Origin of the sequence: Pseudomonas sp. MF6755, assembly GCF_016405635.1 — a bacterium.
In the GTDB taxonomy this organism is placed as follows: Bacteria; Pseudomonadota; Gammaproteobacteria; order Pseudomonadales; family Pseudomonadaceae; genus Aquipseudomonas; species Aquipseudomonas haemolytica.
Genome location: NZ_JAEKDA010000018.1, coordinates 17,918 through 42,617, shown reverse-complemented (window position 1 = coordinate 42,617; position 24,700 = coordinate 17,918). Strand labels below are relative to the sequence as shown.

Annotated in this window: 17 protein-coding genes; 7 read left to right on the top strand and 10 right to left on the bottom strand. The window is 62.1% G+C overall.

The genetic code is table 11. The features are described 5' to 3' along the window. Positions 1–193: 193 nt before the first annotated feature. Positions 194–1,120: an AraC family transcriptional regulator gene (locus tag JFT66_RS22995; RefSeq protein WP_198860229.1), complete on the top strand. Its 927-nt coding sequence runs from the start codon at positions 194–196 to the stop codon at positions 1,118–1,120. Here the strand turns inward: JFT66_RS22995 and JFT66_RS22990 are convergent. Then, on the bottom strand, positions 1,117–1,917 hold the full coding sequence (locus tag JFT66_RS22990; RefSeq protein ID WP_198860228.1) for an aminoglycoside phosphotransferase family protein: 801 nt from the start codon (positions 1,915–1,917) through the stop codon (positions 1,117–1,119). The two genes, JFT66_RS22995 and JFT66_RS22990, sit on opposite strands and share 4 nt — an antisense overlap. Before the next feature lie 211 nt (positions 1,918–2,128). Between JFT66_RS22990 and JFT66_RS22985 the strand changes: the two genes are divergently transcribed. Further along, positions 2,129–3,079 (top strand): nucleoside-specific channel-forming protein Tsx, encoded by a 951-nt coding sequence (locus tag JFT66_RS22985; RefSeq protein WP_198860227.1) that lies wholly within the window; start codon positions 2,129–2,131, stop codon positions 3,077–3,079. Between the two features lie 14 nt (positions 3,080–3,093). Further along, entirely contained in the window at positions 3,094–4,125 is a 1,032-nt protein-coding gene (locus tag JFT66_RS22980) for a purine-nucleoside phosphorylase (RefSeq protein WP_153872229.1), read from the top strand. 77 nt (positions 4,126–4,202) lie between these two features. Here JFT66_RS22980 and JFT66_RS22975 read toward each other — a convergent pair whose 3' ends face one another. The 3 genes from JFT66_RS22975 to JFT66_RS22965 all read right to left on the bottom strand — a co-directional run bounded on the left by JFT66_RS22975 (position 4,203) and on the right by JFT66_RS22965 (position 5,411). Next, positions 4,203–4,373: a metallothionein gene (locus JFT66_RS22975; RefSeq protein ID WP_080752995.1), complete on the bottom strand. Its 171-nt coding sequence runs from the start codon at positions 4,371–4,373 to the stop codon at positions 4,203–4,205. 89 nt (positions 4,374–4,462) lie between these two features. After that, on the bottom strand, positions 4,463–4,918 hold the full coding sequence (locus JFT66_RS22970; RefSeq protein WP_034120109.1) for a DMT family transporter: 456 nt from the start codon (positions 4,916–4,918) through the stop codon (positions 4,463–4,465). A gap of 4 nt (positions 4,919–4,922) precedes the next feature. Then, positions 4,923–5,411 carry a DMT family transporter gene (locus JFT66_RS22965; protein WP_198860226.1) on the bottom strand — a complete coding sequence of 163 codons (489 nt, stop codon included), beginning with the start codon at positions 5,409–5,411 and terminating at the stop codon, positions 4,923–4,925. A 117-nt stretch (positions 5,412–5,528) separates the two neighbouring features. On the opposite strand from JFT66_RS22965, the gene JFT66_RS22960 reads away from it, so the two are divergent. The 3 genes from JFT66_RS22960 to JFT66_RS22950 all read left to right on the top strand — a co-directional run bounded on the left by JFT66_RS22960 (position 5,529) and on the right by JFT66_RS22950 (position 7,336). Continuing rightward, positions 5,529–6,461 (top strand): LysR family transcriptional regulator, encoded by a 933-nt coding sequence (locus JFT66_RS22960; protein WP_034120112.1) that lies wholly within the window; start codon positions 5,529–5,531, stop codon positions 6,459–6,461. Positions 6,462–6,602: 141 nt separating this feature from the next. After that, positions 6,603–6,962: a type II toxin-antitoxin system Phd/YefM family antitoxin gene (locus JFT66_RS22955; RefSeq protein WP_233094217.1), complete on the top strand. Its 360-nt coding sequence runs from the start codon at positions 6,603–6,605 to the stop codon at positions 6,960–6,962. After that, positions 6,959–7,336, top strand: coding sequence for a type II toxin-antitoxin system VapC family toxin (locus JFT66_RS22950; RefSeq protein WP_034120114.1), 378 nt, complete (start codon positions 6,959–6,961; stop codon positions 7,334–7,336). Before JFT66_RS22955 ends, JFT66_RS22950 begins: the two co-directional genes overlap by 4 nt. 27 nt (positions 7,337–7,363) lie before the next feature. Here the strand turns inward: JFT66_RS22950 and JFT66_RS22945 are convergent, their stop codons facing one another. The 3 genes from JFT66_RS22945 to JFT66_RS22935 form a co-directional block, all read right to left on the bottom strand. After that, positions 7,364–8,683, bottom strand: a complete 1,320-nt coding sequence (locus JFT66_RS22945; protein ID WP_034120115.1) for an Nramp family divalent metal transporter — start codon at positions 8,681–8,683, stop codon at positions 7,364–7,366. A 42-nt stretch (positions 8,684–8,725) separates the two neighbouring features. Then, on the bottom strand, positions 8,726–10,279 hold the full coding sequence (locus JFT66_RS22940; RefSeq protein ID WP_198860225.1) for a DUF726 domain-containing protein: 1,554 nt from the start codon (positions 10,277–10,279) through the stop codon (positions 8,726–8,728). An 87-nt stretch (positions 10,280–10,366) separates the two neighbouring features. Next, entirely contained in the window at positions 10,367–11,149 is a 783-nt protein-coding gene (locus JFT66_RS22935) for an AraC family transcriptional regulator (RefSeq protein ID WP_034120117.1), read from the bottom strand. A gap of 103 nt (positions 11,150–11,252) precedes the next feature. On the opposite strand from JFT66_RS22935, the gene JFT66_RS22930 reads away from it, so the two are divergent. Then, positions 11,253–12,116 (top strand): EamA family transporter, encoded by an 864-nt coding sequence (locus tag JFT66_RS22930; protein ID WP_198860224.1) that lies wholly within the window; start codon positions 11,253–11,255, stop codon positions 12,114–12,116. A 102-nt stretch (positions 12,117–12,218) separates the two neighbouring features. On the opposite strand, the gene JFT66_RS22925 is transcribed toward JFT66_RS22930, so the two are convergent. The 3 genes from JFT66_RS22925 to JFT66_RS22915 all read right to left on the bottom strand — a co-directional run bounded on the left by JFT66_RS22925 (position 12,219) and on the right by JFT66_RS22915 (position 24,484). Beyond that, positions 12,219–12,524: an XRE family transcriptional regulator gene (locus tag JFT66_RS22925; RefSeq protein ID WP_034120120.1), complete on the bottom strand. Its 306-nt coding sequence runs from the start codon at positions 12,522–12,524 to the stop codon at positions 12,219–12,221. 13 nt (positions 12,525–12,537) lie between these two features. Next, positions 12,538–12,882: a type II toxin-antitoxin system RelE/ParE family toxin gene (locus JFT66_RS22920; protein WP_198860223.1), complete on the bottom strand. Its 345-nt coding sequence runs from the start codon at positions 12,880–12,882 to the stop codon at positions 12,538–12,540. Positions 12,883–13,096: 214 nt separating this feature from the next. Further along, positions 13,097–24,484, bottom strand: coding sequence for an autotransporter-associated beta strand repeat-containing protein (locus JFT66_RS22915; protein ID WP_198860222.1), 11,388 nt, complete (start codon positions 24,482–24,484; stop codon positions 13,097–13,099). Positions 24,485–24,700 lie beyond the last annotated feature (216 nt).

The window sequence follows — 24,700 nt, the reverse complement described above, 5'->3', positions numbered from 1 at the left end:
GTTTTTGTTGTTGAGCAGCGATTACAGCAGCTTGGCCAGGCCCTCACAAACGCCTGGCGAATGCGCGGCTGATACTTTTTTAACCTCACGCCCAGGATCAAAAAAGTACCAGTGCCAGGTGAAACCGGGAGTAGCGCACTGATTGCCAGTGCGCGTATTTTGAGGCCATCGCACACCTACAAGAGGCAGCACCATGCCCGTCAGCCGCGCTACCCTGTTCGAGCACCGCCCTGCGGAACTTGAAGTGATCCTGCCCGAACCGGACCACTGCTTCCGATGGTTTGAACATGACTACCCCTATGAACTGGCGCGCTGGAACCATCACCCCGAATTCGAAATCCACCTGATCCGCCAAGGCAGCGGCAAGCTGGTGGCAGGCGACTATATCGGTGCCTTCAGCGCCGGCCATGTCGCCCTGATCGGACCTGACCTGCCCCACGACTGGATCGGCGACCTGGCGCCCGGCGAATACCTGAGTGGCCGCGATGTGGTACTGCAATTCGACGGCGCCGCCCTCCTCGCCCTGCGCAACACCCTGCCGGAACTCGGCGATTTACAGCCGCTGTTTGAACAGGCGCGACGTGGCGTTGAATTTACCGGGCAGACCGCTGCAAACGCAGCAAGGCTGATGGAAGCCATCGGCAGCGCCCATGGCCTGCAACGCCTGATCCTGTTCCTGCAATTGCTCGATACCCTGAAGAACGCCGCGCCGCCACAGGCCAAGGCCCTGGCCAGCCCGTGCTACGCACCGACCCTGGACGCGCGCAGTGCCGAACGCATCAACAGGGCTTTCGATTACCTGATGCGGGAGCTGACCGGCGATGTGCGCCTGTCGGAGATTGCCCGGCAATTGGAGATGAGCGAACCGGGCTTCTCGCGTTTCTTCAAGCGCAACACCGGCCACGGTTTTATCGACCTGATGCGCAAGTTCCGCGTGCAACGTGCCTGCCGGTTGTTGCTGCAAAGTGAGATGTCAGTGGCGGATATCTGCTTTGAGGTGGGCTACGCCAACCTGTCCAATTTCAACCGCCACTTTCGCATCGAAATGCACCAGACGCCGAGCGAATACCGGCGGCAGACCGCGATGCATTTATTCAGCCCCATCGCCAAGCTCGCCTAATGAGCCAGTGCCTGTTGCGCAAGGCGCGCAACCCGCAACTCAATCTCGGCGCGCTCGCGCTCCTGGTCTTCCAGAAACCAGGCTGCGGACAACCCGGCGTGGGCCACCACCCATTGCAGCACGCGCGTGCGCGACAGGCCCGCCGCCTGGGTGATGACCTCGACCTGGCGGCTGAAACGCTGCGGGTTGCTACAGGTGGGTAAATCCGGATTGCAGATCAGGTTGACGTAGTCGTAGCCGCGCTCACCCATCACCCGCTTTGGATCAATCGCCAGCCAGCCTCGGGGGCCAAAGTCGAGGATATTGTCGTGATGGACATCACCGTGCAGCACCACCACATCCTGCGGTGCCGCCAACAATGTGCGGGCCACTGTCGCGCAGTCGCGTAGCACCTCACCCTCGCGCTCGGCGGCGCGCCACAAGGACTTGAACCATTCGTCCAGCCCAAGCAAGCCCTCGGGCGGTGACGCACGGGGCGCATGCAGCCGGGCCACGGTGGCGCAGGCGATCCGGCTGGCTTCGTCGTCCTGGCCATTGAGGGCCATATGCATCAACGAGCCCTGGCCGGTGGCCCGCTCCATCAATACGGCGGTGTGGTCATGGGCAAACACCTGCGCCGCGCCGTCACCTGCCCACCAGCTCAGCAGGCGGCCGCCGAGCTTTTCTTCAGGGGTATGAGCAATTTTCAACATCGCCGGCACGCCTTGCCAGCGCACCGGCAGGAGGTGACTGCCAGGCGTGACGATGGGCTCGCCATCGGCACTCAGTTTCCAGGCGTGCAGGTAGTGATCGAACATAGAGGTCCTCCAATCGGTGGTGCAGAAGGATGACAGGTAACACGCTGGTTTTCTGACCAAAACGTCGACTAATCCGCCTTTTTTCTAAACAGTTCAAGCCATTGACACAAGTTGGTACAACCTGTGCAAACGTTTGCGGAACGAACTTGACCACCAAGTTCACCTCTACCCGTTAAAACGGGCTTCAACCGCGTACGAATAAGGATTTTCAATGCACCCTACCTCAAGGCCCCGCGCTTGCTTTGGTGTTTCCTTGCTACTGGCCGCCGTTACGGGAGTACTCAGTGCACCCATTTTGGCGCAGGAAAAGCCCGTGGATGACTCAGCACAGGGCGAAACCCTCAGCCCTGAGGCCAATCCCCCGGCGAAAAAAGGCGTCTATCTGTCGGAATGGTTCAATCAGGACCTGACGCTGATCGGCAGCAAAGACATCAGCTTCGGCCCCAAGCCCCAGGATGACGTCTACCTGGAGTACGAGTACTTCGGGCGCAAAGGGCCCTTTGAGTTGTACGGCTATATCGACGTACCGAAGATCCTCACCATCGGTAACAGCAATGACAAGGGCGTGTGGGACCATGGCTCGCCGGTGTTCATGGAGCATGAACCGCGGATCTCCATCGACTACCTGGCAGGCCGCAGCCTGGCGATTGGCCCATTCAAGGAATGGTATGTGGCCTTTGACTGGATCTACGACCACGGCAGCCGCAAGGAAAACCGCGCCAACACTCTGTACAGCGGCCTGGGCACCGATATCGATACCCACTCGCGGATCAACCTGTCGGCCAACTTCTACGGGCGCTACCAGTGGGAAAACTACGGCGCCAGCAATGAATATTCCTGGGATGGCTACCGTGCGCAGATGAAGTACATCGTACCCATCGGCAAGTTCGACAACGGTGCCTCGCTGACCTACATCGGTTTCACCAACTACGATTTCGGTTCAGACCTGCACAAGGACAACCCGGCGCGCACCGCCAATTCCCTGGTGGCCACCAATGTGTTGCTGTACTCGTTCACCCACCTGCGCTTTACCCTGGTCGGTCGTTATTTTCATAACGGCGGCAACTGGGAGGACGGCAGCGAGTTGAATTTCGGCGAAGGCAACTTCCGCGCCCGCTCCGACGGCTGGGGCTACTACGCCGGCGTGGGCTACCAATTCTGATCAAGGAGCTGTAGATGAAAGCACTGACCCGTATGTCGCTGGCCGTCGGCCTGGCCCTGCTGCCCCATTTGGTGCTGGCGGATAACCCGGCGCCGATCAAACCCAAGGTGATGCTGATCACCATGTTCGCCCCCGAGGCGCAAACCTGGATCGACCGCCTGGAGCTCAAGCAAGAAGTGCGTGTGCCAGGCTTGTCTGCCGAGTACCCGGTGATTCGCTGCAACACCCAGGACGTGTGCCTGCTGGTGACCGGCATGGGCCAGACCAACGCTGCCGCGTCAACACTGGCGTTAGCCCTGTCACCCAAGTTCGACCTGCGCCAGAGCTACTTCCTGATCGCCGGGATTGCGGGCATCAGCCCCAAGCACGGCACCATCGGTACCGCGGCCTGGGCCCATTACCTGGTGGAGTTCGGCACCCAGTGGGAGCTGGATTCACGGGATGCACCCAAGGATTGGCCGACCGGCTATACCGGTATCAACACCAAGGGCCCCAACGAAAAACCACCGCTGGACTACAAGACCGAAGTGTTTGAGCTCAACCCCAAGCTGCAAGCCAAGGCATTTGCCTTGTCGCACACGGTGGAGCTGACGGAAAGCAAGGAGTCTACCGCCTGGCGCAAACACTACCCCGCCGCCCCGGCCAATCAGCCGCCGCAAGTCACGCGTTGCGATACCCTGGCGGGCAACACCTGGTTTTCCGGCACTCGCCTGAGCGAACGCGCCGAAGTCTGGACCAAATTGCTCACCGACAATAAAGGCGAATACTGCACCACTCAGCAAGAAGACAATTCCACCTATGAGGCGCTGCTGCGTGCCAGCCGCGAAGGCTTGGTGGATATCCAGCGCCTGGCCGTGGTGCGCGCGGGGTCAGACTTTGACCGGCCTTATCCTGGCTACAGTGAAGTAGACAATCTGCTCAAGTATGCGGACCAGGGCGGGTTCGTGCCGGCGTTGGAAAACCTGTATCGCACGGGCAATCCGTTGGTCCAGGCGATTGTGAAGAACTGGTCGGCGTGGGAAAAAGGCGTACCCGAGGTCGAGTGAAGGCTGGCCGCCGCCAAGCGAACTGTTTTTACTTATCCTGCAGGCACCGGATTACCCGGGCCTGCAGGTCGATCATGTCAACCGTGAGCGGACTTGGTGCATTCACAGCCCGTCGCCGAAGCGCAAGGTTCACCGTGGGCGTGGTGCTCGGCACAGCCCTGACAGCAATAACCTTTACCGTCCTTCATTATCGCGTCGGTGCCCAGTACACATTTGCAGTGTGGGCAAGCACAGGTTTTATCTGGCATGGTCAGACTCCTTTTTCATGGTCGTCCCGGTGCGGCGAACGCCACACCTTAAGCAGTGACTCCGTGCACGACACCAAGGTTCAGCGCCATCAGTCGGCCGCGCGTGTATTGCTGCGATACATGAACACCAGCGCCAAGGCCAGGCAGAGCATTGCCACGATGCGGCTACCTGACAATTCGATCGCCGGATTGCCCAGCCAGCCGAAGTTGTCGATCAGCATACCCATGCCCAACTGCCCGACAATCACTGCCACCGTGGCGACTGCCGTGCCAACCACAGGCACCGCGCCGACCATCACCAGCATGTACACCACGCCGAACAGGGCACCGGTCAGTTGCCACTTCGGCACATCCAGCAGGCTGACGGCCTGGGCCGGTTCGAAGAAAAATATCAGCAGCGCGGTGGTGAGCGCGCCGACCGCAAAGGTCAGCAGACTGCTACGCAACACGCCTACTGTCTGGCCCAGACGCCCGTTGATCGCGGCCTGCACACTCAACACCGCGCCTGCTGCAATCACCACCACCAATAACATAATCAGATTCATCGCCTTACCCTCGTGCAATCAGAACCAGTGCCGCCACAATCAACGCCAGCGCAATCCAGCGCTCGCCATTGACGCGCTTGCGCGCCGTGCCGAACCAGCCGAAATGGTCGATCAACACGCTCTTGCCCACTTGGCCCGACAGGATCGCGATCATGGTCATGGCAATGCCGATGTGCGGTGTGGCCAGGGTCAGCACCACCACGTACATCGGCCCCAGGAACCCGCCGATCAACTGCCAGCGCGGCAGTTGAGTGAATGCCGGGCCCTTCTGCGGGCCGCTGAACAACAGCAGCAAAAGCAGGATTGCCGTGCCGACGCCGAAGATGCTCAAGGTCGCCCACAAATGCCCGACCTGCACACCCAATGGCCCGAGCAGGCCGGCCTCCACCGACAGGCCCATGCCCGCCAGGATCACCAACGGCAACAACAGCAGCCGCAGAAGGTTTTTGTTCGGCCTGGCCTGTGCCACACCCTCGATAGTCCGTGCCTGCATACATCACCTGCGCATCAAGAAAGGAAACATGGCGCGCATTATCCGGTGGCCGTTCTATGCGATAAATGGGAGTATGCAGACAACACCTTTGCGCAATACGCACAGCCTGGAGACAAGATGCAGGGCTTGAATGAATTGAGTTTCAAAGCGCTGCGCCTGTTTGTGGCAGTGCTAGACCATGGCAGCTTCTCCGAGGTGGCCCGCCGCGAAAGCCTGGCGCCCTCCTCCATTTCGCGGCAGATCCAACTGATGGAACAGGCCCTCGGCCAGCAATTGCTGTACCGCCATACCCGCGCCGTGAGCCCCACCGAAGCCGGGCGCCTGCTAGGGCATCACGCGCGCCTGGTACTGGAGCAGTTGGAAACGGCGAACCAGGCCCTTCAGGAACAGGACAGCGAGCCCAGCGGGCTGGTGCGCATCAACGCGCCGATGGTATTCGGCCAGCGCCACCTTTCACCGTGTCTGGGGGAGTTGTGCCGGCGCTACCCGAAGTTGCAACTGGATATCCAGCAGACCGACACCTTCGTCGACCCGCTGCAAGATGGCACCGACCTGCTGTTCCGCATCGGCGTGCTCAATGATTCCGGCATGCAGGCACGCATCTTCGCGCCCCAGCGTTTTCGCATCGCCGCCAGCCCCGCCTACCTGGCGCACCATGGCACACCACGCCACCCTGACGAACTGGCCAACCACCAATGCCTGGCCTACAAAGGCATCACCGGCCAGCAGCGCTGGTTCTTCAGGCACGGCCAGGGCGACTGGACACCCTACAGCGTCAAGGGCCCGATTACCGGCAACCACGCCGATACCCTGACCCACGCCGCCGAACAGGGCCTGGGGTTGGTGGTGTTTCCTTCCTGGTTGATTGGCGAAAGCTTGCGCGCCGGCACCTTGCAGGCTGTGCTGACTGAATACGAAGTCGCCACCACCCTGGAGCCCCAGCAGATTGCGGCGTTATGGCCCGGCAGCCGGAGGCTGTCGCTGAAGGTGCGCACGGTGATCGATTATTTCGTCGAGTGTTTTGGGGCGGTGCCGTATTGGGATCGATGAGCCCTATCGCCGCTTCTGAACGAAACCGGCAGGGAAATTTCCTCGTAGGAAAAGTAGGCCCGTTCTGATTTTACGGGCCAGTATTTCTGGGCACGATGTGTTGGGGCAGACTTTGGCGAATTCTTTTTTTGGAGAGATGCCATGGATGTCGTGTATTACAAACCATCACGCGCCGAACGAGCGGCCTTGACCAGTGGTCGAGCCGTCTTTGATAGCGTTCGTAGTTTTGGCTATATTTGGCCAAAATACGGGGAAGACCACATGATTACCGTCGCGCTGGGTGAAGCAAAAAACAACCTGTCCAAACTGGTCGATGAAGCCGCCGCCGGCAAAGTCATCACCATTGCCAAACATGGCCGTGCTATGGCACAGCTTGTCCCCATCGGTAAATCCAAGGGCCGGCGAATTGGCGCAATGAAGGGCAAGCTGGTCATCCCCGAAGACTTCGACGCACCGCTACCCAGCGATATGTTGGATGCGTTTGAGGGCAGTCCTTCATGAGACTGCTGCTGGATACCCATATCCTGCTGTGGGCACTCAACGATGACCCCAAGCTGTCCGGCAAAGCCCGCAAACTGATTGAAAACGCCGCAGAAGTCTACGTCAGCGCGGCAACATTCTGGGAAATGGCAATCAAGGTTGGCGTGGGAAAGCTCGCCGTAGACCTGGACGAAATCCGCGAGTATTGCCTGGAAAGCGGTTTCGTCGAACTCCCCATCACCTTGGAGCACGCCATTGCAGTCAAGGATCTCGAGCATCATCACAAGGACCCTTTCGATCGGCTGATTATTGCAACCGCGCTGAGTGAACCAATGAAGCTATTAACAGCCGATCCGCAGGTTGCCCAATACACATCCCTGGCGATGTTAGTTTAGGTGATGCGCCAGTAGCGCGATGTCCAATCAAAACAACCACTGCCCAATCAACCACGCATTCGCCCCACTGATCACCGCAAACAGAAACCATGCCAACAGCCGCGTGGGCAGTCGGTTAACGAACGGCCCCATCAACTGCTTGTCGCCGGTCATGCGGATCAGCGGATACAGCGCAAAGGGCAACTGCAGGCTCAGTACCACCTGGCTGAGAATCAGCAGCTTGCCGATGGCATCGTCGCCCATCAGCCATACGCCGAGGAACGCCGGAATCAACGCCAGCCCACGGGTGATCAGCCGTCGTTGCCAGCAAGGTATGCGCAGGTTCAGGTAGCCCTCCATGATCACTTGCCCGGCAATGGTGCCGGTAAAGGTCGAACTCTGCCCGGACGCCAACAAGGCGATACCGAACAGGATGCTGGCGAAGGCGCCGCCCACGAGCGGGTCGAGCAGATGGTAGGCGTCCTGGATTTCCACCACATCGGTATGGCCAGTCTTGTAGAACGCCGCCGCAGCCAGCACCAGGATCGCCGCGTTGACCAGCAGGGCCAGGGCCAGGGAGCCGATGGTGTCGATACGCGCCAACTTGACCGCATCCTGCTTGCTCGCCAGGTCCTTGCCGAACAGGCGCGTCTGCACGATGGAGGTGTGCAGGTAGAGGTTATGGGGCATGACCGTGGCGCCAAGGATACCGATGGCCAGGTACAACGGCGCAGCATCGCTGATGGCCGACAATGACGGGGTGAAACCGCTGAGCACGTCAGGCCAGTAGGGTTTGATCAGCACCAGTTCGATAAAAAAACACACGCCGATGGTCGCCACCAGCGCCAGCATGATCGCTTCCAGGCGGCGAAAGCCGCGGTTTTGCAGGGCCAGGATCAATAGCGTATCGAACGCGGTAATGACAATACCGGTGGTCAGCGACACGCCAAGCAGCAGGTGAAACGCCAGGGCGCAGCCGAGCACTTCGGCAAGGTCGGTGGCGATGATGGAGATTTCCGCCAATACCCACTGGGTACGTGAGGAGCGCTTGCTGTAACGCTCGCGGCACAGTTGCGCCAGGTCTTTACCGGTGGCGATGCCCAGCCGCGAGCACAGGCATTGCACCGCCATCCCCGCCAGGCTGGCGAGCAGCACCACAAACAACAGGCTATAGCCGTAGCGTGACCCGGCTTCGATGGCGGTTGCCCAGTTGCCAGGGTCCATGTAGCCGATGGAGATCAGCAGGCCAGGCCCGGCAAACATCAGCATTCGTTTGAAAAACGATGCCTTGGGGTCAACGGCGACAGAGCCGGCCACTTCCGGTGGGCAGAACGGGGCGGTAGCGATTTTCGGCAGGCTGAATTTCACGCAGTATTCCAGGCAAATACACAAGACTTGGGCAGCAGCTTATCAGTCAGACGCGACCGTGCGCATCACCGTGTCCCGCGGCAGGTCAAACGCTTCCACCACTTGCACCACCAGGTCCAGCTCCTGGTTCAGCGCCTCGCGTTCCATGCGCTGGCGAATCACGCCGATCACCAAGACCGCCAGGGTGGTGATCGAATACGCCGGGCCGGAAAACGCCCGTACACCGCTGACCAGCAACATCGCCGCGGCCAGCGCCTGGCCCACCAGCGGAATCGCCGTGGCCGCACCGCGCCGCAGGATAAACCCGGTCAGCCCGGCCAGCGCGGTACCGCTCAAGGCTGTCGTGGCCGACCGGCCCACATCGAAGCGGGTGAACAAGCCCTGCTCTTTTTGCGCAGCGGCCTTGAGCTCGGCATCGAACGCCTGGCGGTCGGCGCGGCTGAGCTTGTCCTTGTACTGCTCGATCAGTTTTTCTGCGACCTGGCCTTCGATATCCGCCAGCACCACGTTTCCAAGCGGTTCGTCGAACGTGATGCCCAAACGCTGCGCCACATCCTCGGCAATCTGGCGATAGCCCACGCCGTGACCACGAGCCAGGTTCATAAAGCTGTCACCGCCCATTCGCTGCAACTCGATGGCCAGCTTCAACGGTTCGCGCACACTGGCATCAATCGAGGCACTGCGCTTTTGCGCCATCAGCTCGGCGAGGAACTTCAACTCATCCGGTCGCGCCTGCACCAGTGCCGGGAACAAATCTCCATCCTCCTCGGCAAAGCGCACTTCACTGCTGCGCTGGTCCGCACGGATCATGCCGCGCCGCTCCTGCAGCAAGTCGGTGTACTGCACCACGGTCTTCAACTGCGGCCAGTAGGCGGCATGATCGAAGCTGGCCAAGTGCACATTGGTGACCTTGGTCTTGAGCGCGGGCGTCACGTCAATCGCATAACGGCCGATGCACCGCTCGGTATCCGGTTTCATGGCCAGCGCCCAGTCCTTGCTCGAATGACAGTTGATCAGCCGCCCCTTGAGCGGCGCCGACACGTCATCCCAGGGGCTCGATGTACAGATCGCCCCGCCCATCAGCAACAGGTTATTCAACGGCAGTTCGCGGGCGACCTCGGGGCTGGCCAGCAGGCTCTTGACCAGGATTCTTGCGCCCAGGGAGTGGCCGATCAGGTTGATGCGCCGCACCGGCAGTGACTCGGCGTGCAGGTAGCCGGCCAGCTCGGGCAGCAAGGTCTTGGCCACTTCATCGACCCGCGCCTCGACACTCTTGTAATGGTCAAGAAAATAGCCAATCGCCTTGCCCACGCCCACCGTCGCGGCGCCCAGGCCGCCGCCGCCGAGCATCGAAGTGATCACATCCTTGAACGGCGCAAACAGGTTTTCCAGAAAGTGCCCCGCCGGCCAGAACAGCATCAGGTTGGTCGAGCCTTCGATACCCGCCAGCTGTTCCTTGAAACTGCCCAGTTGCTGACGGTTGAAGAAAGCCGAGTAGCCGTGAACATAGAGATTGAGCACATCCCCCTGTGGCTCGCCACACAGGACGAACGTGGGCTTGCGGGTGCGGTGCATTTCATCCCACTGGTGTTGCATGGGCCGGTGACTCCTGGTGGCAAGGGACGGCGATAGTAACAAACAGAGCCGATAGGAAAGGTGAATCCTGACCGACGTGTGCCCGGCTCAGAACAAGGGTGTCGCCTTGGACCTGCCCAGGTAGCGCGTTGGGGAATCCCCCAGATTGCGGCGGAACACCGAGGTGAATGCACTGGAACTGCTGAAACCCAACGCCAGCGCTACCTCGGTAATAGACGCACCCTGACCGAGCTGCGCCGTGGCCTCCAACAGGCAAACCTGCTGGCGCCAGGCCACAAACGTCATGCCAGTGCTGTCATGGAAATGTCGGGTGAAGGTGCGCCGGCTCATGCTCGCCCACGCGGCCATCTCGTCGAGGGAAACAGCCTGCGTCGGCGCCTCCAGAAAGCGTTGGCACGCCCGCGCCAAGCGCGGCTCAGCGGGTAGCGGCGCGCTGAGGGGCAACTCGGCCATCGCGCCGATTTCATCCACCAACAGCGCCAGCACACTGAGCTGGCGGACACCGCCCACCGCCGAAGGCCCGATCGCCAGCGCCGCTTGCAGCAAATGCCTGAGCAGCGGCGACACCTCAAACACCTGGCAATGCGCCTGCAAGCCGGCACGGCGGGCAGCTTCGTCATCCAGGTAAGTGTTCAACATGACCACCTCACCGCGCATGTGCATGGCATGGGGCACACCCGCTGGCACCCAGATAGCCCGCTGCGGCGGCACTACCCAATTGCCGAGGTCGGTGAACATTCTCATCGCGCCGGTGGAAGCGTAGGCAAACTGACCCCGCACGTGGGTATGCCGCTCGAACACGCTGCCACAGGGATACTGGCGCAGGGTGACCACCGCGTCGGGGTCGTTGGGATCAAAGGTCGGGATCATGGCCCGATATTGTCAAACTATGACCTGGCATAGCAAGCGGGCCACAGCGTCGCCCCCTAACATTCTCACCTTTGATGCCCCTGCCCGCGCCCAAGGAACCACCATGCACAAGAAACACCTGGCCCTCGCCCTCCTGGTCACCCTGGTCTGGGGCCTGAACTTTCCCATCACCAAACTGGGCCTGCACTCAATCGATCCGTTTGTGCTGACCGGCATTCGCTTTGCGCTTGCCGCCTTGCCACTGGTGTTCATCATCCGCCGCCCGACGGTCAAGTTCGGCTATGTGGCGGCCTATGGCGTTATCTTCGGCCTGGGCATGTGGGGCGTAATCAACTATGGCATCCAACGGGGTGTTAGCCCGGGCATTGCCTCGTTGCTCATCCAGCTCAGCGTATTTTTCAGCCTGGGTTGGGGTTGTGTGCTGTTCAAGGAAAAAATCCGTGGTGCGCAGTGGCTCGGCGCTTTTCTCGCCTTGATCGGCCTGACGGGGATCATCGCTACCCAGCACGGTGACCACGCCGTGCAGGGAGTATTGTTGATCGTGCTCAGTGCGTTGGCCTGGAGCATCGGCAATGTGATCATCAAGATCTCGGGGGTGAAGGAAATTTTCTCGTTCATGGTATGGGCCAGCCTGTTCCCGCCGATTCCGCTGTTCCTCATGGCCTGGTGGCTGCACGGCAGCGCCGCGTTCGACAGCGTACCGGCGGCGCTCGACTTGACCGCCATGGCATCGATCCTGTTCCAGGTCTACCTGGCCACGCATTTTGCCTATTGGGGCTGGAATACCCTGCTCAAGGCATACCCGGTGTCCACCGTGGCGCCGCTGTCGCTGTTGATTCCAGTGTTCGGCATTGCCAGCTCGATGCTGATCCTGGGCGAACGCATTAGCACGCTCCATTTACTTTTCATCGCCGTGATCATTATCGGGCTGGCAGTTGGGCTTTATCGCAAAAGCGCTCGTGCCTAGCGATAGATAACCCTGTCAGAAATCGGGGACTTTGATCGTCCCACTACAACTCAGATAGCCAAAAGCCCGGCTTTGACCGGGCTTACGGGTGGTTCATCAGTGTCAGCAAGCGAAGTTGTCAATCTTGACCTGGCCATCTGGGAAGGTAGCGATGATTTCCAACTCGCCGCCCATCGCACGGATGTAGTCACGCAATGTACTGATGTACATATCAGTACGACGCTCCATCTTCGAAACCGCCGCCTGATTGATGTTCAATGCCTTCGCCAGGCTTGCCTGGCTCAATTGCTGGGCCTTGCGCAGCTCATGCAGCGGCATTTCTTTCAAATGTTGCTGAAGTATCTGCTCAGCATCGGCGCGCGACTCGGGCGTCATGCGAGCTTTCAGTTCCGCGAATTTCTTAGCCATGGTCACGGCCCTCTTAACGCAATGTTTCTAAATGTACGTCGTATAGCTTCTCTGCCAAGGGTACGTACTCGTGGTACCAGCGGTGCTGTGCGGTTTTATCGCCACCTATCAGCAGCACTGCACAGCGCCGAAAATCGAAGGCATATAACACTCTATAAGGTCGCCCTGCATGCTGTACCCGCAGCTCTCGCAGGTTGCCGTGTCGAGCGCCCTTGATATCGCTGCTATGAGGAAAGCGCAGTCCCGGCCCGAACAGCTCCAGTAAATCAACACTGGCCGCCACCGAAGATTGCGCCTTCGCATCCAAGCCACCCCACCACTCTCCGAATTCATCCGTGTATTCAATGTCCCAGACCATGCAAATATGCCACCCAAGGAATATAAACTCAAGGGCATAACTTTAGGCCGACGCTGGTTGTCCAGCCAATCGCGCTCCAGAGGAAATTGTGTGTACATTCTTCAGCCAGGCGGGTGAGCAATAAACCCCATGCATTTATGCGCCAGCGTATTACTTCAAGAATTTTTTCCAAAAAAAACCGCCCTCACGGGCGGTTCAAAAAACTCGGCCTTGATCAAAAACCGAGGGAGAAACTGACCGTCACTGCATGGTCCTTGTCGTTGCGCGAAAGTTGACCCGAGTAGCCCAGACCCAGCTTGCCGTTCTGGCTGATCTGGTAGTCCAGGCCCGCTTCCACTACCGCGCTGTCCTTGGCAATCGGCACGCCCTGGGTGCTGAACGAGCCACCGCCGTTGATAAAGCTCAGGTCGGCGTCAGGCTTGGTATCGCCAAAGGCATGGCGCCAGCCGATGCTGCCTCGTGGGGTGAGTTTCGAGCCGTTGCCCAAGGTGATGGTCTGGCCGATGCGTACGCCCAAGGTCGAGTAGGTGATGTCCTGGTCGGCATCGCCGCGCAGGGCAGCCGAACCGCCTTTTTCCTTGATCGTATCGCTGTCGTAGTTGACGTAGGCCAGGCCGGCGAAAGGTTCCAGGGCAACGCTACCGGTTTGAATGGTGTAGCCGACTTCACCGAAGACCTGCGCACTGCGTGCCTTGTAGTCGGCTTTCAGGCGCTGGCCCTCACCGCCCACGGCCACGTTGCGTTTGCTTTCGATGTCATGCCAGCTGTACGCCACGCCCATGCGAGCGGCGAAGGCTTCCTGCTGGTACGCGGTGTAGGCCATCAGGTGGTAGCTGTCGACGTCGGCGCTGGAGTTGCGGCGCTTGGCATCCAGGTCGCTGCGGGTGTAGCCAGCGGCTACGCCGACGCGCCAGGCGTCATCCACTTGTTTGTCGGTGCCGAGCAGGAAGCCGCTGAGGTTGCGGTCCAGCTTGGCGGTGTTGCTGTCACCGCCCATATGCCCCCAGGTGCCGAGCACACGCATCCAACCGACCATCTCGCCATGGCAACCGGCGCTGGTCAGGCGATTTTCGCTTGGCGCCAGGGCATTGCGTGGGTCGTCCTCGCGGTAGCAGCCGGGTTGGCGCAAGCGCTCGTTGACCGCGTCACGCACGTAACGCGAATCTTCGAGCATCGCGCTGGCGGTGCTGGCGTGGATCTCGCCAGACAAGCTGTCGAAGGCTGCACGCGCCCCTGCCACGTCAGTGTTGAGCAGCGCGTTCTGCACCGCCGCGCCACCGACTGCCGCACCGCTGCCCAACGCTGCCGCAACGCCGCGCTGGTTACCGGTGGCCGCCACGCTGGCGTAGCTGACGTTGTTACGGCTGACCGCCAGGGCCACTTGGGTTGGGCTGTAGTTCAGCGCGGTATTGAGGAACGCCAGGTTCTCCAGGTTGGTGGTGGTGAACGTGCCGTTGACCGCCCCTGCGGTCAGCAGCGTGTAGGTGGTCGCGCCGGCATACGGTGCCAGGTTGATCACATTCAAGGTGCCGCCCAGGTTGGCGGTGCCGCCGACCGCCAGGGAGCCAGTGGTGGATGGGGTGATCACCAGGTTCAGCGCGCCTGTGCTGGCGTTGGTAAAGTTGCCGGCCACGGTCAACTTGCCGCCATCAGGGCTCACAGAGCCATTGTTGACCAGCGAACCGACACTGCCGTTGCCGGTCAGGCCCGCACCGTTGGCCACGGTGACTTGGCCGCCGAGCACTGCGCCAGGGTTGGCCGCGTTACCCACTTGCAGCACGCCTTGATCAACAGCAACGGTGCCGCTGAAGGGCTGGTTGCCGGTCAGCAACAACGCGCCCGCGCCTTGTTTGACCAGGGCACCGGTGCCGCTCAAGGTGCCGCTGAACTGACCATTGGTGGGCTGGACGAACAGCAAATTGGCGTTGTTGAGGATATTGCCGCGCAGGCTGGTGGTGTTACCCGCCAGCGTACCGCCACTGACCGTAGTGCCGCCGGTGTAAGTATTGGCGCCGGTCAGCAGTAAGGTGCCGGAGTCCAGCTTGTTGATCCCGCCGGTGCCCACCAGAGGTGCATCGATCTGAGTGGTTACGCCGGAGTTCACCCGCACCGCCGCCAGGCTGCCATCCGCCGCGTTGGTCGGGCTCAAGCTACCCCCTGCGCCAGCCGTCAGCGTGTAACCGGCGTCGAGGAATTGCAGGCCGGTGAAGCCTTGGTTGCCGACCACTGTCACGGTGCCGCCCTGCCCGCCAAATACGGCGAACTGGTTGGTGGACGTCTGGCCTTGGGTGCCGGTCGGATCGGTCCAATTGGTGCCTGGCCCCCAGGTGCCGCTGCCGCCGGTGATGCTGCCATTCGGGTTGGTGGTGCCACCGTTCCAGAACTGGATCTGCCCTGGAGCAGTTTGCACCACCAGGTTGAGCTGGTTGGCCAGAGCGGTTTGCAGGCTCACATTGCCGAGTGCGACGGGCAAGGTGCCGAAGGTGAGGCCGTTATCGGTCAAGCTGCCGCCGTAGCGGAACAGTTGATACACGCCAAGACCGAAGCCGCCCGCATCGCTGACGTTAAGCGTGCCGTCCAGGGTCAGGTTGCCGGCGACATTCACTGCCGTGCTCGAGGCACCCGGCGCGCCGAGGGCGAAGTCCAGAGTGGTGCCCGACGACAAGGCCAGCGAGCCCACCGACAGTGGCGCCGCAGCTCCCGCCTTGAGCACTGAGCCGTCCGCCATGCTCACCGCCCCGCCCAGGGTGCCGCTGCCGCCGAGGGTCGCGCCGCTGGCGACTTGCACGGAGGCACTGTTCAAGCTGCCGTTGACCAGCAGGCTGCCCGTGTTGACGTTGGTGTTGCCAGTGAAGGTGTTGTTGCCGCTGAGCAGCAACGCGCCAGTCCCGGTTTTGTTCAACACACCAGTGCCGGTGAGGTTGCCGGTGTAGGTGCCATCGGTGGCTTGCTCGAAGGTCAATGTCGCATTGTTGGCGATGGCGCCTTGCAGGCTGTTGGTGTTGCCCGTGGTGCTGCCGCCGTTGAGCGTGGTGCCGCCGCTGTAGGTGTTGGCACCGGTCAGCAACAAGGCGCCGTTACCGTTTTTCACCAGGCTGCCGGTGCCGCTGACGACGCCGTTGAGGGCCAGGTCATGGCTGCCTGTCAGGCTCAGAGGACCGCCAAGGTTAATGGCATTGGCCAGTTGCAGGTCAGTGCCACCGTCCAGTTGCGCGGCGCCGCCAACCGTCAGTGCGCCACTGCCCAGGGCCGCGTTATTGCCGAGGACCAATTGACCGGCGTTCAGGCCGGTGCCGCCGCTGTAGCTGTTGGTGCCGTTGAGGGTCAACGTCGCAGCGCCGTTTTTTACCAGGCTGCCGCTGCCACTGATGCCGCCATTGAGGGTCAGCGCATTGCGGCCGCCCACCGCCAGGGCGCCATTCAGGACCGCGGTGTTGGCCAGGGTCACCGCCGCGTTACTGTCCAGGGTGGTGCCACCGGCCGCCGTCAGCACGCCGGTGCCAAGGGCACTGTTGTTACCGACCACCAGCGTACCGCCATTCAGCGCGGTGCCGCCGGTGTAGCCATTGGCGCCGTTGAGCACCAGGGTACCGCTGTCGAGCTTGGCCAGGGTGCCGGCGCCGTTGAGGGTTACGCCGAGAGTCGCGGTGACGTTCGGGTCGACGCGCACCGCGGTGTTGCCGGTGCCGCCATTGACCAGGTTAAGCACACCCGCCGTACCGGAGGCCAGGTTGTAGCCATCGGTGACGAACTGCATGCCGGTGATGTTTTGCGTGCCGTTCACCGTCACGGTGCCCGCCGCCCCTTGGAACACCGCAAAGCTGTTACCCCAGCCCTGATTAAGGGTGCCGTCGACATTGGTCCAGTTGGTATTGCCGGCGCTCCAGGTACCGTTACCGCCGTCGATGGCACCGTTGCCGATCAGGTTATTGCCGTCCCAGAACTGCACGGTGGTGTTGGGCGCGGTGACCAGCAGGTTGACCTTGTTATTGATCGCAGTCTGCACTTGCAGGTCACCCGGGATCACGCTGCCCGGCAGTGTGCCGAGGGCCAGGCCGTTATCGGTCAAGGCCCCGGTGTAGTTGATGAGGTTGTAGAGGCCGCTGCCAAAGCCGCCGATATCGGTGACGTTGAGGTTGCCGTCCAGGGTCAGGTCGCCGCCGACATTCAGCAGCCCGCTGCCGCCGCCCACCGCTGGGATGCCGAGGCCGACGTCCAGGTTGGCATTGCTGCCCAGCACCAGCGAGCCTACCGACAGTGTGCTGCCAGCGTTCAGGCCGATATGGCCACCGTCGGCCACAGTAACGGCGCCGGCAAGGGCACCGCTGCCGGTCAGGGTCGCACCGTTGTTCACCGCTACCGTACCGCTGGCCAGGGAACCTGTGACATTCAAGGTGCCGCCATTGACGTTGGCCGCGCCGCTGATGCCGTTGGTGCCAGTCAGGTTGAGCACACCACTGCCGTTTTTATCCAGGTTGCCGGCACCGCCCAGCGAACCGCCAAAGGTGTTGTCCAGATTGCTGCCACCCACCGCCAACGTGTTGCCGACAGCCACTTGCACCGCACCGTTGCCGGCCAGGCTGTTGAGGCTGGCATTGCCGCCCAGGTTGAGGCTGGCGCCCGTGCCGACGATGACGCCGGAGGTATTGCCCAGCGCGCCATTACCCTGCGTGGTCACGCTGCCCCCCGCTACAGTGAGGGGGCCGCTGAAGCTGTTGTTGCCAGTCAGCAGCAGGTCTGCCGCGCCATTCTTGATCAGCGCCGCATTGCCGGCGAGTACACCCGCCAGGGTCAGGTTATTGTTGCCAGCGACGGTCAGGTCGCCGTTGAGGTTGACCGCATTGGCCAGCACCAGCGGCGCGCTATTGGCCAGGTTCGCCGCACCGCCGACGGTCAGAGCGCCCGAGCCGAGGGCCGTGGCGTTGCCAAGGGTCAGCGTACCGGCATTCAGTGCCGTGCCGCCGCTGTAGGTATTGGCACCGTTGAGGGTCAGGTTGGCGCCACCGGCCTTAGTCAGCGAACCAGCGCCATCCACTACGCCATCAAGGCTAAGGTCGTTGCTGCCGCCGACGGTCAGCGCGGCATTCAGGCTGGTGTTGTTGGCCAGGACCAGCGCGGTGCTGGTGTCCAGCGTCGCCGCACCATTGACCGCCAACGCACCGCTGCCGAGTGCCGCCCCATTGCCCAGGATCAACGAACCGGCATTCAACTGGGTGCCGCCAAGGTAGGCATTGGCACCATTGAGGGTCAGGTTGCCGGTACCGGTTTTGGTCAGGCCGCCCGCGCCGCTGACCAAGCCGTTCAGGCTCAGGTCGGCGCTACCCAGAATGCCCAGGTTACCGGCCAGGTTCACCGTGTTGGCCAGGGCCACCGCGGTGCTGCTATCGAGGGTGGTGCCGGCTGCCGCGTTCAAGGCACCGTTGCCGAGTGCGGTATTGGATGCGAGGATCAGCCCGCCCGCGTTCAGTGCGGTGGGGCCGGCGTAGGTGTTGTTGCCGCTGAGGGTCAGGTTGGCGATGCCGTTCTTGATCAGGCTACCGGTGCCCGCCACGCTGCCGGCCAGGGTCAGTGCATTGCTGCCACCGACCGTTAACGTGCCGTTGACGTTCACATTGTTGGCCAGGTTGACCGCGGCATTGCTGTCCAGGGTGGTGCCATTGGCGGTGGTCAGTAAGCCGCTGCCCAAGGCACTGTCATTGCCAATTACCAGGGTGCCGCCATTGAGCGCGGTGCCTCCGGTGTAGCTGTTGGCACCGTTGAGCACCAGGGTGCCCGCATCCAGCTTGGCCAGGGTGCCGCCGCCGTTGAGCGTGACGCCCAGGGTAGCGGTGACGCCAGGGTCGACCCGCACGGCGGTATTGCCACCGGTGCCATTGAACAGGGTCAAGGCGCCCGCCGCGCCGCCGGCCAGGGTGTAGCCATCTGTGACGAACTGCAAACCGGTGATGGCTTGCGCACCGTCAACGGTGACAGTGCCCGCAGTGCCTTGGAACACCGCGAAACTGTTCGGCGCCCAGGCGGTATTGAATGCGCCATTGACGCCGGTCCAGTTGCTGCCGCCTGCGCTCCACGTACCGCTGCCGCCTACGATGGCACCGTTGCCGCTGGTTTGGCTGCCGTCCCAGAACTGCACAGTGGTATTGCCGTTGACCAGCAGGTTGATCTGATTGCCGATGGCAGTTTGCAGGTCCAGGTCGGTGGCCGGGATATTCACCGGCAGGCTGCCCAGTTGCAGGCCGTTGTTGGTCAGGCCGCCGGTGTAGTCGATCAGGCGGTAGATACCGGCGCCGAAGCCGCCGATATCGCTGACATTCAGCGTACCGTCCAGGGTCAGGTTACCGTTGACCTGTACCAGCGCGGTGCCGCCGGTGGACGGAGCGCCGAGGCCCGCGTCCAGGTTGGAATTGGCGTTGAGCAACAGCGCACCGGTGGTCAGGGTATTGCCCGAGTTGACGGCCAGGTGGCCGCCATCGGCGATGGTCACATTGCCCAGCAAAGTGCCGGTACCGCCCAGGGTCGCGCCGTTGCCCACCGCCACATTCGCGCTGGCCAGCGAGCCGTTGACAAGCAGACTGCCGGCGTTGACCTGGGTATCCCCGGTCAACGCACTGACGCCGCCGAGGGTCAAGGCGCCCGTGCCGTCCTTGGCGAGATTACCGGCACCGGTGAGGATGCCGTTGAAGCTGCTGTTGAGGTTAGTGCCGCCCACACTCAAGGTGTTGCCGGCGCCCACCAGTGCCAGGCCGTTGCCAGTCAATGCGCCCAGGCTGGCCGAGCCACCCAGGTTCAGCGAGGTGCCGCTGGCCAGGTTCACGCCCGCCCCCACACCCAACGCCCCGTTGCCCAGGGTGCTGAGGCTGCCGGATTGCACGTCGAACAGGCCCGAGAAGCTGTTGTTGCCAGTCACAGTCAGGTCAGCACTGCCGGACTTGATCAGGCTGCCGCTACCCGCCAGCACGCCGGCCAGGGTCAGGTTGTTATTGGCGCCGCCCACGTTCAGGTTAGCGTTGAGGTTGACCGCATTGGCCAGTACCAGCGGTGTACTGTTGGCCAAGGTGGCCGCACCGCCGACCGTCAAGGCGCCGGTCCCCAGGGCCGCTGCCGTGCCCAGGGTCAAGGTGCCGGCATTGAGGGTGGTGCCGCCTTGATAGGTGTTGACGCCATTGAGCGTCAGGTTGGCCGCGCCGTTTTTTACCAGCGCGCCGGTGCCGGTGAGCAGGCCACCCAACGCCAGGTCATTGCCGCCGGCCACCGTCAGCGCCGCGTTCAATACGGCATTGTTGCCGACGCTCAACGCAGTGTTGTTATCCAGCGTCGCTGCACCGCCAACAGTGAGGTTGCCCAGGCCCAGAGCTGCCGCATTGCCCAGGGTCAGTGTGCCGGCATTCAGCGTGGTACCACCGAGGAAGCCATTGGCAGCGTTGAGGGTCAGGTTGGCTGCGCCATTCTTGGTCAGGCTGCCGACACCGTTGACGTTACCGCCCAGGGTCAGGTCGGCTGTGCCGCCGATGCCCAGGTTACCGGCCAGGTTGATTGCATTGTTGACGGTCAGCGCAGTGCTCGCATCCAGCGTGGTACCGCCTGCCGCGTTCAACGCGCCACTGCCCAGTGCCGTATTGGCAGCCAGGATCAGGCCACCGGCATTCAGGGCGGTGGAACCCAGGTAAGTGTTGTTGCCCCCCAGGGTCAGGCTGGCGCCGCCGTTCTTGACCAGGCCACCGATGCCGCTGATCGCGCCATTGAGCGCCAAGGCGTTGCTGCCGCCAACCGTCAGGGCGCCGTTGAGTACCGCGTCATTGCCCAGGGTCACGGGCGCATTGCTGTCCAGTGTGGTACCCGCCGCAGCGGTCAGGGTGCCCGTGCCCAGCGCGGTATTGCTACCGACCACCAGCGTACCGCCATTGAGCAAGCTGCCGCCGGTGTAGGTGTTGGCGCCATTGAGCACCAGGGTGCCGGTATCGAGTTTATTCAGGACGCCTGCCCCGGTTACATCGACGCCGATGGTCGCAGTCGCCAGCGGGTCGACGCGCACCGCGAAGTTGCCACTGCCGGTGTTCAATTGCCCACCGGTGCCATTGACCAGGGAGTAGCCATCAGTGACGAACTGCAGACCGGTGATGGTTTGCGCGCCATCGACGCTGACGGTACCCGCCGCACCTTGGAACACCGCAAAACCGCCGCCCCACGTCTGGTTGAGAATGCCGTCGGCCGAGGTCCAGTTAGTACCGCCCGCTGTCCATGTGCCGCTGCCACCGTCAACGCTGCCGTTGGCCACGTTGTTGCTGCCGTCCCAGAAGCGAATGTTCGGCGCTGACACCACCAGGTTGACCTGGTTGCCCACCGAAGTTTGTACCAACAGGTCACCCAGGCCATAGCCCACCGGCACACTGCTCACATTCAACGAGCCGCCCAGGCTACCGGTGTAGTTGATCAAGCGATACACACCAGCGCCGAAGCCACCGGCATCGCTGACATTGAGGTTGCCGGCCAGGTTCACATTGCCGCCGACGTTCAGCAACGAGGTCAGCGAAGGTGCACCGAGCGCCACATCCATATTCGCGCCGGCATTCATGGTCAAGCTGCCGGCGGACAAGGTCGCGCCACTGCCCAGCGCCAGGTGCCCGCCGTTGTTGATATTCACATCGCCCAACAGCGAGCCGCTGCCAGTCAGGGTGCCGCCGTTATTGACATCGACCACAGCGCTGCCCAGGGAACCGGTGAGGTTCAGAGTGCCCGCATTGATCGCGGTGTTACCGGTGATGCCATTGATCCCGGTGAGATTCAACGTGCCGGTGCCGACCTTGATCAGGCCACCTGGGCCACTGAGGCTACCGTCAAAGGTACTGCTGGTACTGAGGCCACCCACGCTGAGATTGAAACCACCCCCCACCGCCACGCCGCCCGTGCCACTGAGGCCGGCCAGGCTGGAGTCGACACCCAGGTTCAGCGCGGCACCGGCTGCGACGTTGGTGCCGGAACTGCCAGCCAGGGCATTGGCATTCAACAGCGTGACGCTGCCGGACAAAATGTCCACGGCGCCGGTGAAGGTGTTGCTGGCCGACAGCGCCAGATCGGCCAGGCCATTTTTGATCAGGCTACCGGCGCCGCTGATCACACCGTTGATGGTCAGGTTATTGTTGCCGGCGACGGTCAGGTCAGCGTTGAGGGCAATATCGTTGACAAATTGCAGGGCCGGGTTGTTGTCCAGGGTTGCCGCGCCGCCGACGGTCAGGGCACCGCTGCCCAGTGCCAATGGGCTACCTAGGGTCAAGGTCCCTGCATTGAGGGTGGTGCCGCCGCTGTAGGTGTTATTGCCATTGAGGGTCAGGTTGGCAAGGCCATTCTTGGTCAAGCCACCGGCACCGTCGATCGCACCGCCCAAGGTCAGGTTATTGCTACCGCTGATGCTCAAGCCTGCGTTCAGGGTAACGTTATTGCCCAGGCTGACGCCCGCATTGCTGTCCAGGGTCGCCGCGCCGCCGACGGTCAGGTTGCCAAGGCCGAGGGCCGAGTTGCTGCCGACGGTCAAGGTGCCGGCATTCAGGGCAGTGCCACCGAGGAACCCATTGGCACCGTTGAGGACCAGGTTGGCCGTGCCGTTCTTGGTCAAGCTGCCGGCGCCATTCACTACACCGCCCAAGGTCAGATTGGCCGTGCCGCCGATGCCCAGGTTGCCGGCCAGGTTGATTGCGTTGGTCAGGCTGGCCGCCGTGCTGGCGTCCAGGGTGGTCCCCGCCGCCGCATTCAATGCACCGGAACCCAAGGCGCCACTCGCGCCCACCACCAGCTTGCCGGTGTTCAGCGCCGTATTGCCCAGGTAGGTGTTCACCCCGTTGAGGACCAGGTCGGCGGGGCCGTTCTTGATCAAGCCGCCGATACCCGCGATGGTGCCGCCCAGGGTCAGTGCATTGCTGCCGCCTAGGGTCAGGTTGCCGCCCAGGTTGAGGTTATTGCCCAGGCTCACCGCTGCGCTGGCATCCAGGGTGGTGCCCGCCGCTGCGTTCAACGCGCCGCTGCCCAACGCCGTACTGGAACCGACGCTCAAGGTGCCGGCGTTCAGCGCGGTGACGCCGGTATAGGTATTGGCGCCAGTGAGGCCCAGTGTGCCGGCGCCGTTTTTGATCAGGCCACCTGCGCCACTGATGATGCCACCCAGGTTCAGGGGGTTGGCGCCGCCGGCGGTCAGGTTGGCGTTCAGAGTAATTGCATTGTTGGCGGTCAGTGCCGCAGTGCTGTCCAGGTTCGCCGCGCCTGCCACGGTCAAGGCGCCCGTACCCAGCGCCGCTGCGTTGCCCAGGGTGAGTGTGCCGGCGCTCAGGGTGGTGCCGCCCTGGAAGGTGTTAGCACCGCTGAGAATCAGTTGGCCGGTGCCGATTTTGGTCAAGCCGCCAGTGCCCGAGACCACGCCCCCCAGGGTCAGCCCGGTGAAGGTGCCCTGCACCGTCAAGCCATCGGTGCCCAGGGTCAGCAAGTTAGCCAGGGTCAGGCCGTTGCCGCTGGCCTCGATGGTCCCGCCGTTGGCGGTCAACACGCCGCTGCCGAATGTGGCGTTGTTATTGAACTGCGAGATGCCGCCATTGAGCGTGGTGCTGCCGCTGACCAAAGGACCTTGCAGGGTCCAGGTACCGCTGTTGATGGTCAGGTTGTTGAAGTTGACGTAATTGGCGCTCGACGCCGTGCCGGTGCCCGTATTACCACCGCCGACGCCGACGTTGTTCTGCAGGATCAAGGTGTTGCTGCCCAGGGCACCACCATCCACCTGGCCGGTGGGCGCGAACGTCAGGTTTACGCCGATCAGTCCGCCCAGGCTCAGGCCGATGCCACCGCCAGCGGTCACACTGGACCCGGTGACAGCGGTGAAGGTATTGCTACTGCTGGCCCCCATCGACACACCGCCCGAAATCGTCCCGGTGTTGAAGAAGGTATTACCAGGGGCGGAACTTTCGAACGCTACGCGCCCGGTCAGGGTGCCGTTGTTGGTCATGTTGACCTGCCCGCCGCCTTGAACCGCCACCACCGGCGTATCGGAGGTGAACAGTGTCAGGCCGAGCAAGGACGAAGAGCCGATGGTGCCGTTGTTGACGATCGTGGTGATGCCGCCAGCACCGTTGGTGGCGTTCAGGGCCATGCCGTCCAAAGAGGCCAGGTTCAGCCCCAACAGCGCGCCGGTGCCACGCATGATACCGGTGACCGTGTTGGTGATGTTCAACGCGTTGGCCGCAGGGTTACCGATGACCACGCCACCGCTCAGGAGGGTAACCAAGCCAAGTACCGACGGGTCAATCGTGCCGGAGTTGTTCAAGGTCGCGTTATTGCCGGTCAGGGTCAACGCTTTGCCGCCCACCAGCGTATTGAGCTCTGAGCCAGCGCCGACATTGACCGTCAGGTCGTTGACTGCGCTGGAGAAGGTGTTGGGGAGCAGCGGCAATGGCGGCGTGCCCGTACAGGTCACTGTCGCACCGGCCGCAGGGTTTGCTGGGGTGCAGGCGGCGAGCACATCCGGGCTCGCCAGGCCCATCACCAGCCCGGCCACCCCTAAGCGGATCGCAAGAGAGAGCGCAGAAATACGAGGTGTAACGGCAGTCGCAAGTCTTCTATCCACGTTCAACTCCTTATGGTCCAAGCGTTTCGTCCATGAATGCGTAGAAGCTCAATCCCAATGATCCACACGCATCGAATTCGAAAAACCTGACCGTGGTGACTACTGATCCAGTTGTCGAAAACATTAGTAGAGCCGCGGAAAAGTCATTGAATTAAATGGTATTAATACTTTCGTAAAGCCGGCGTAAGAATTGGACGACAGCCAACATCCATTGAC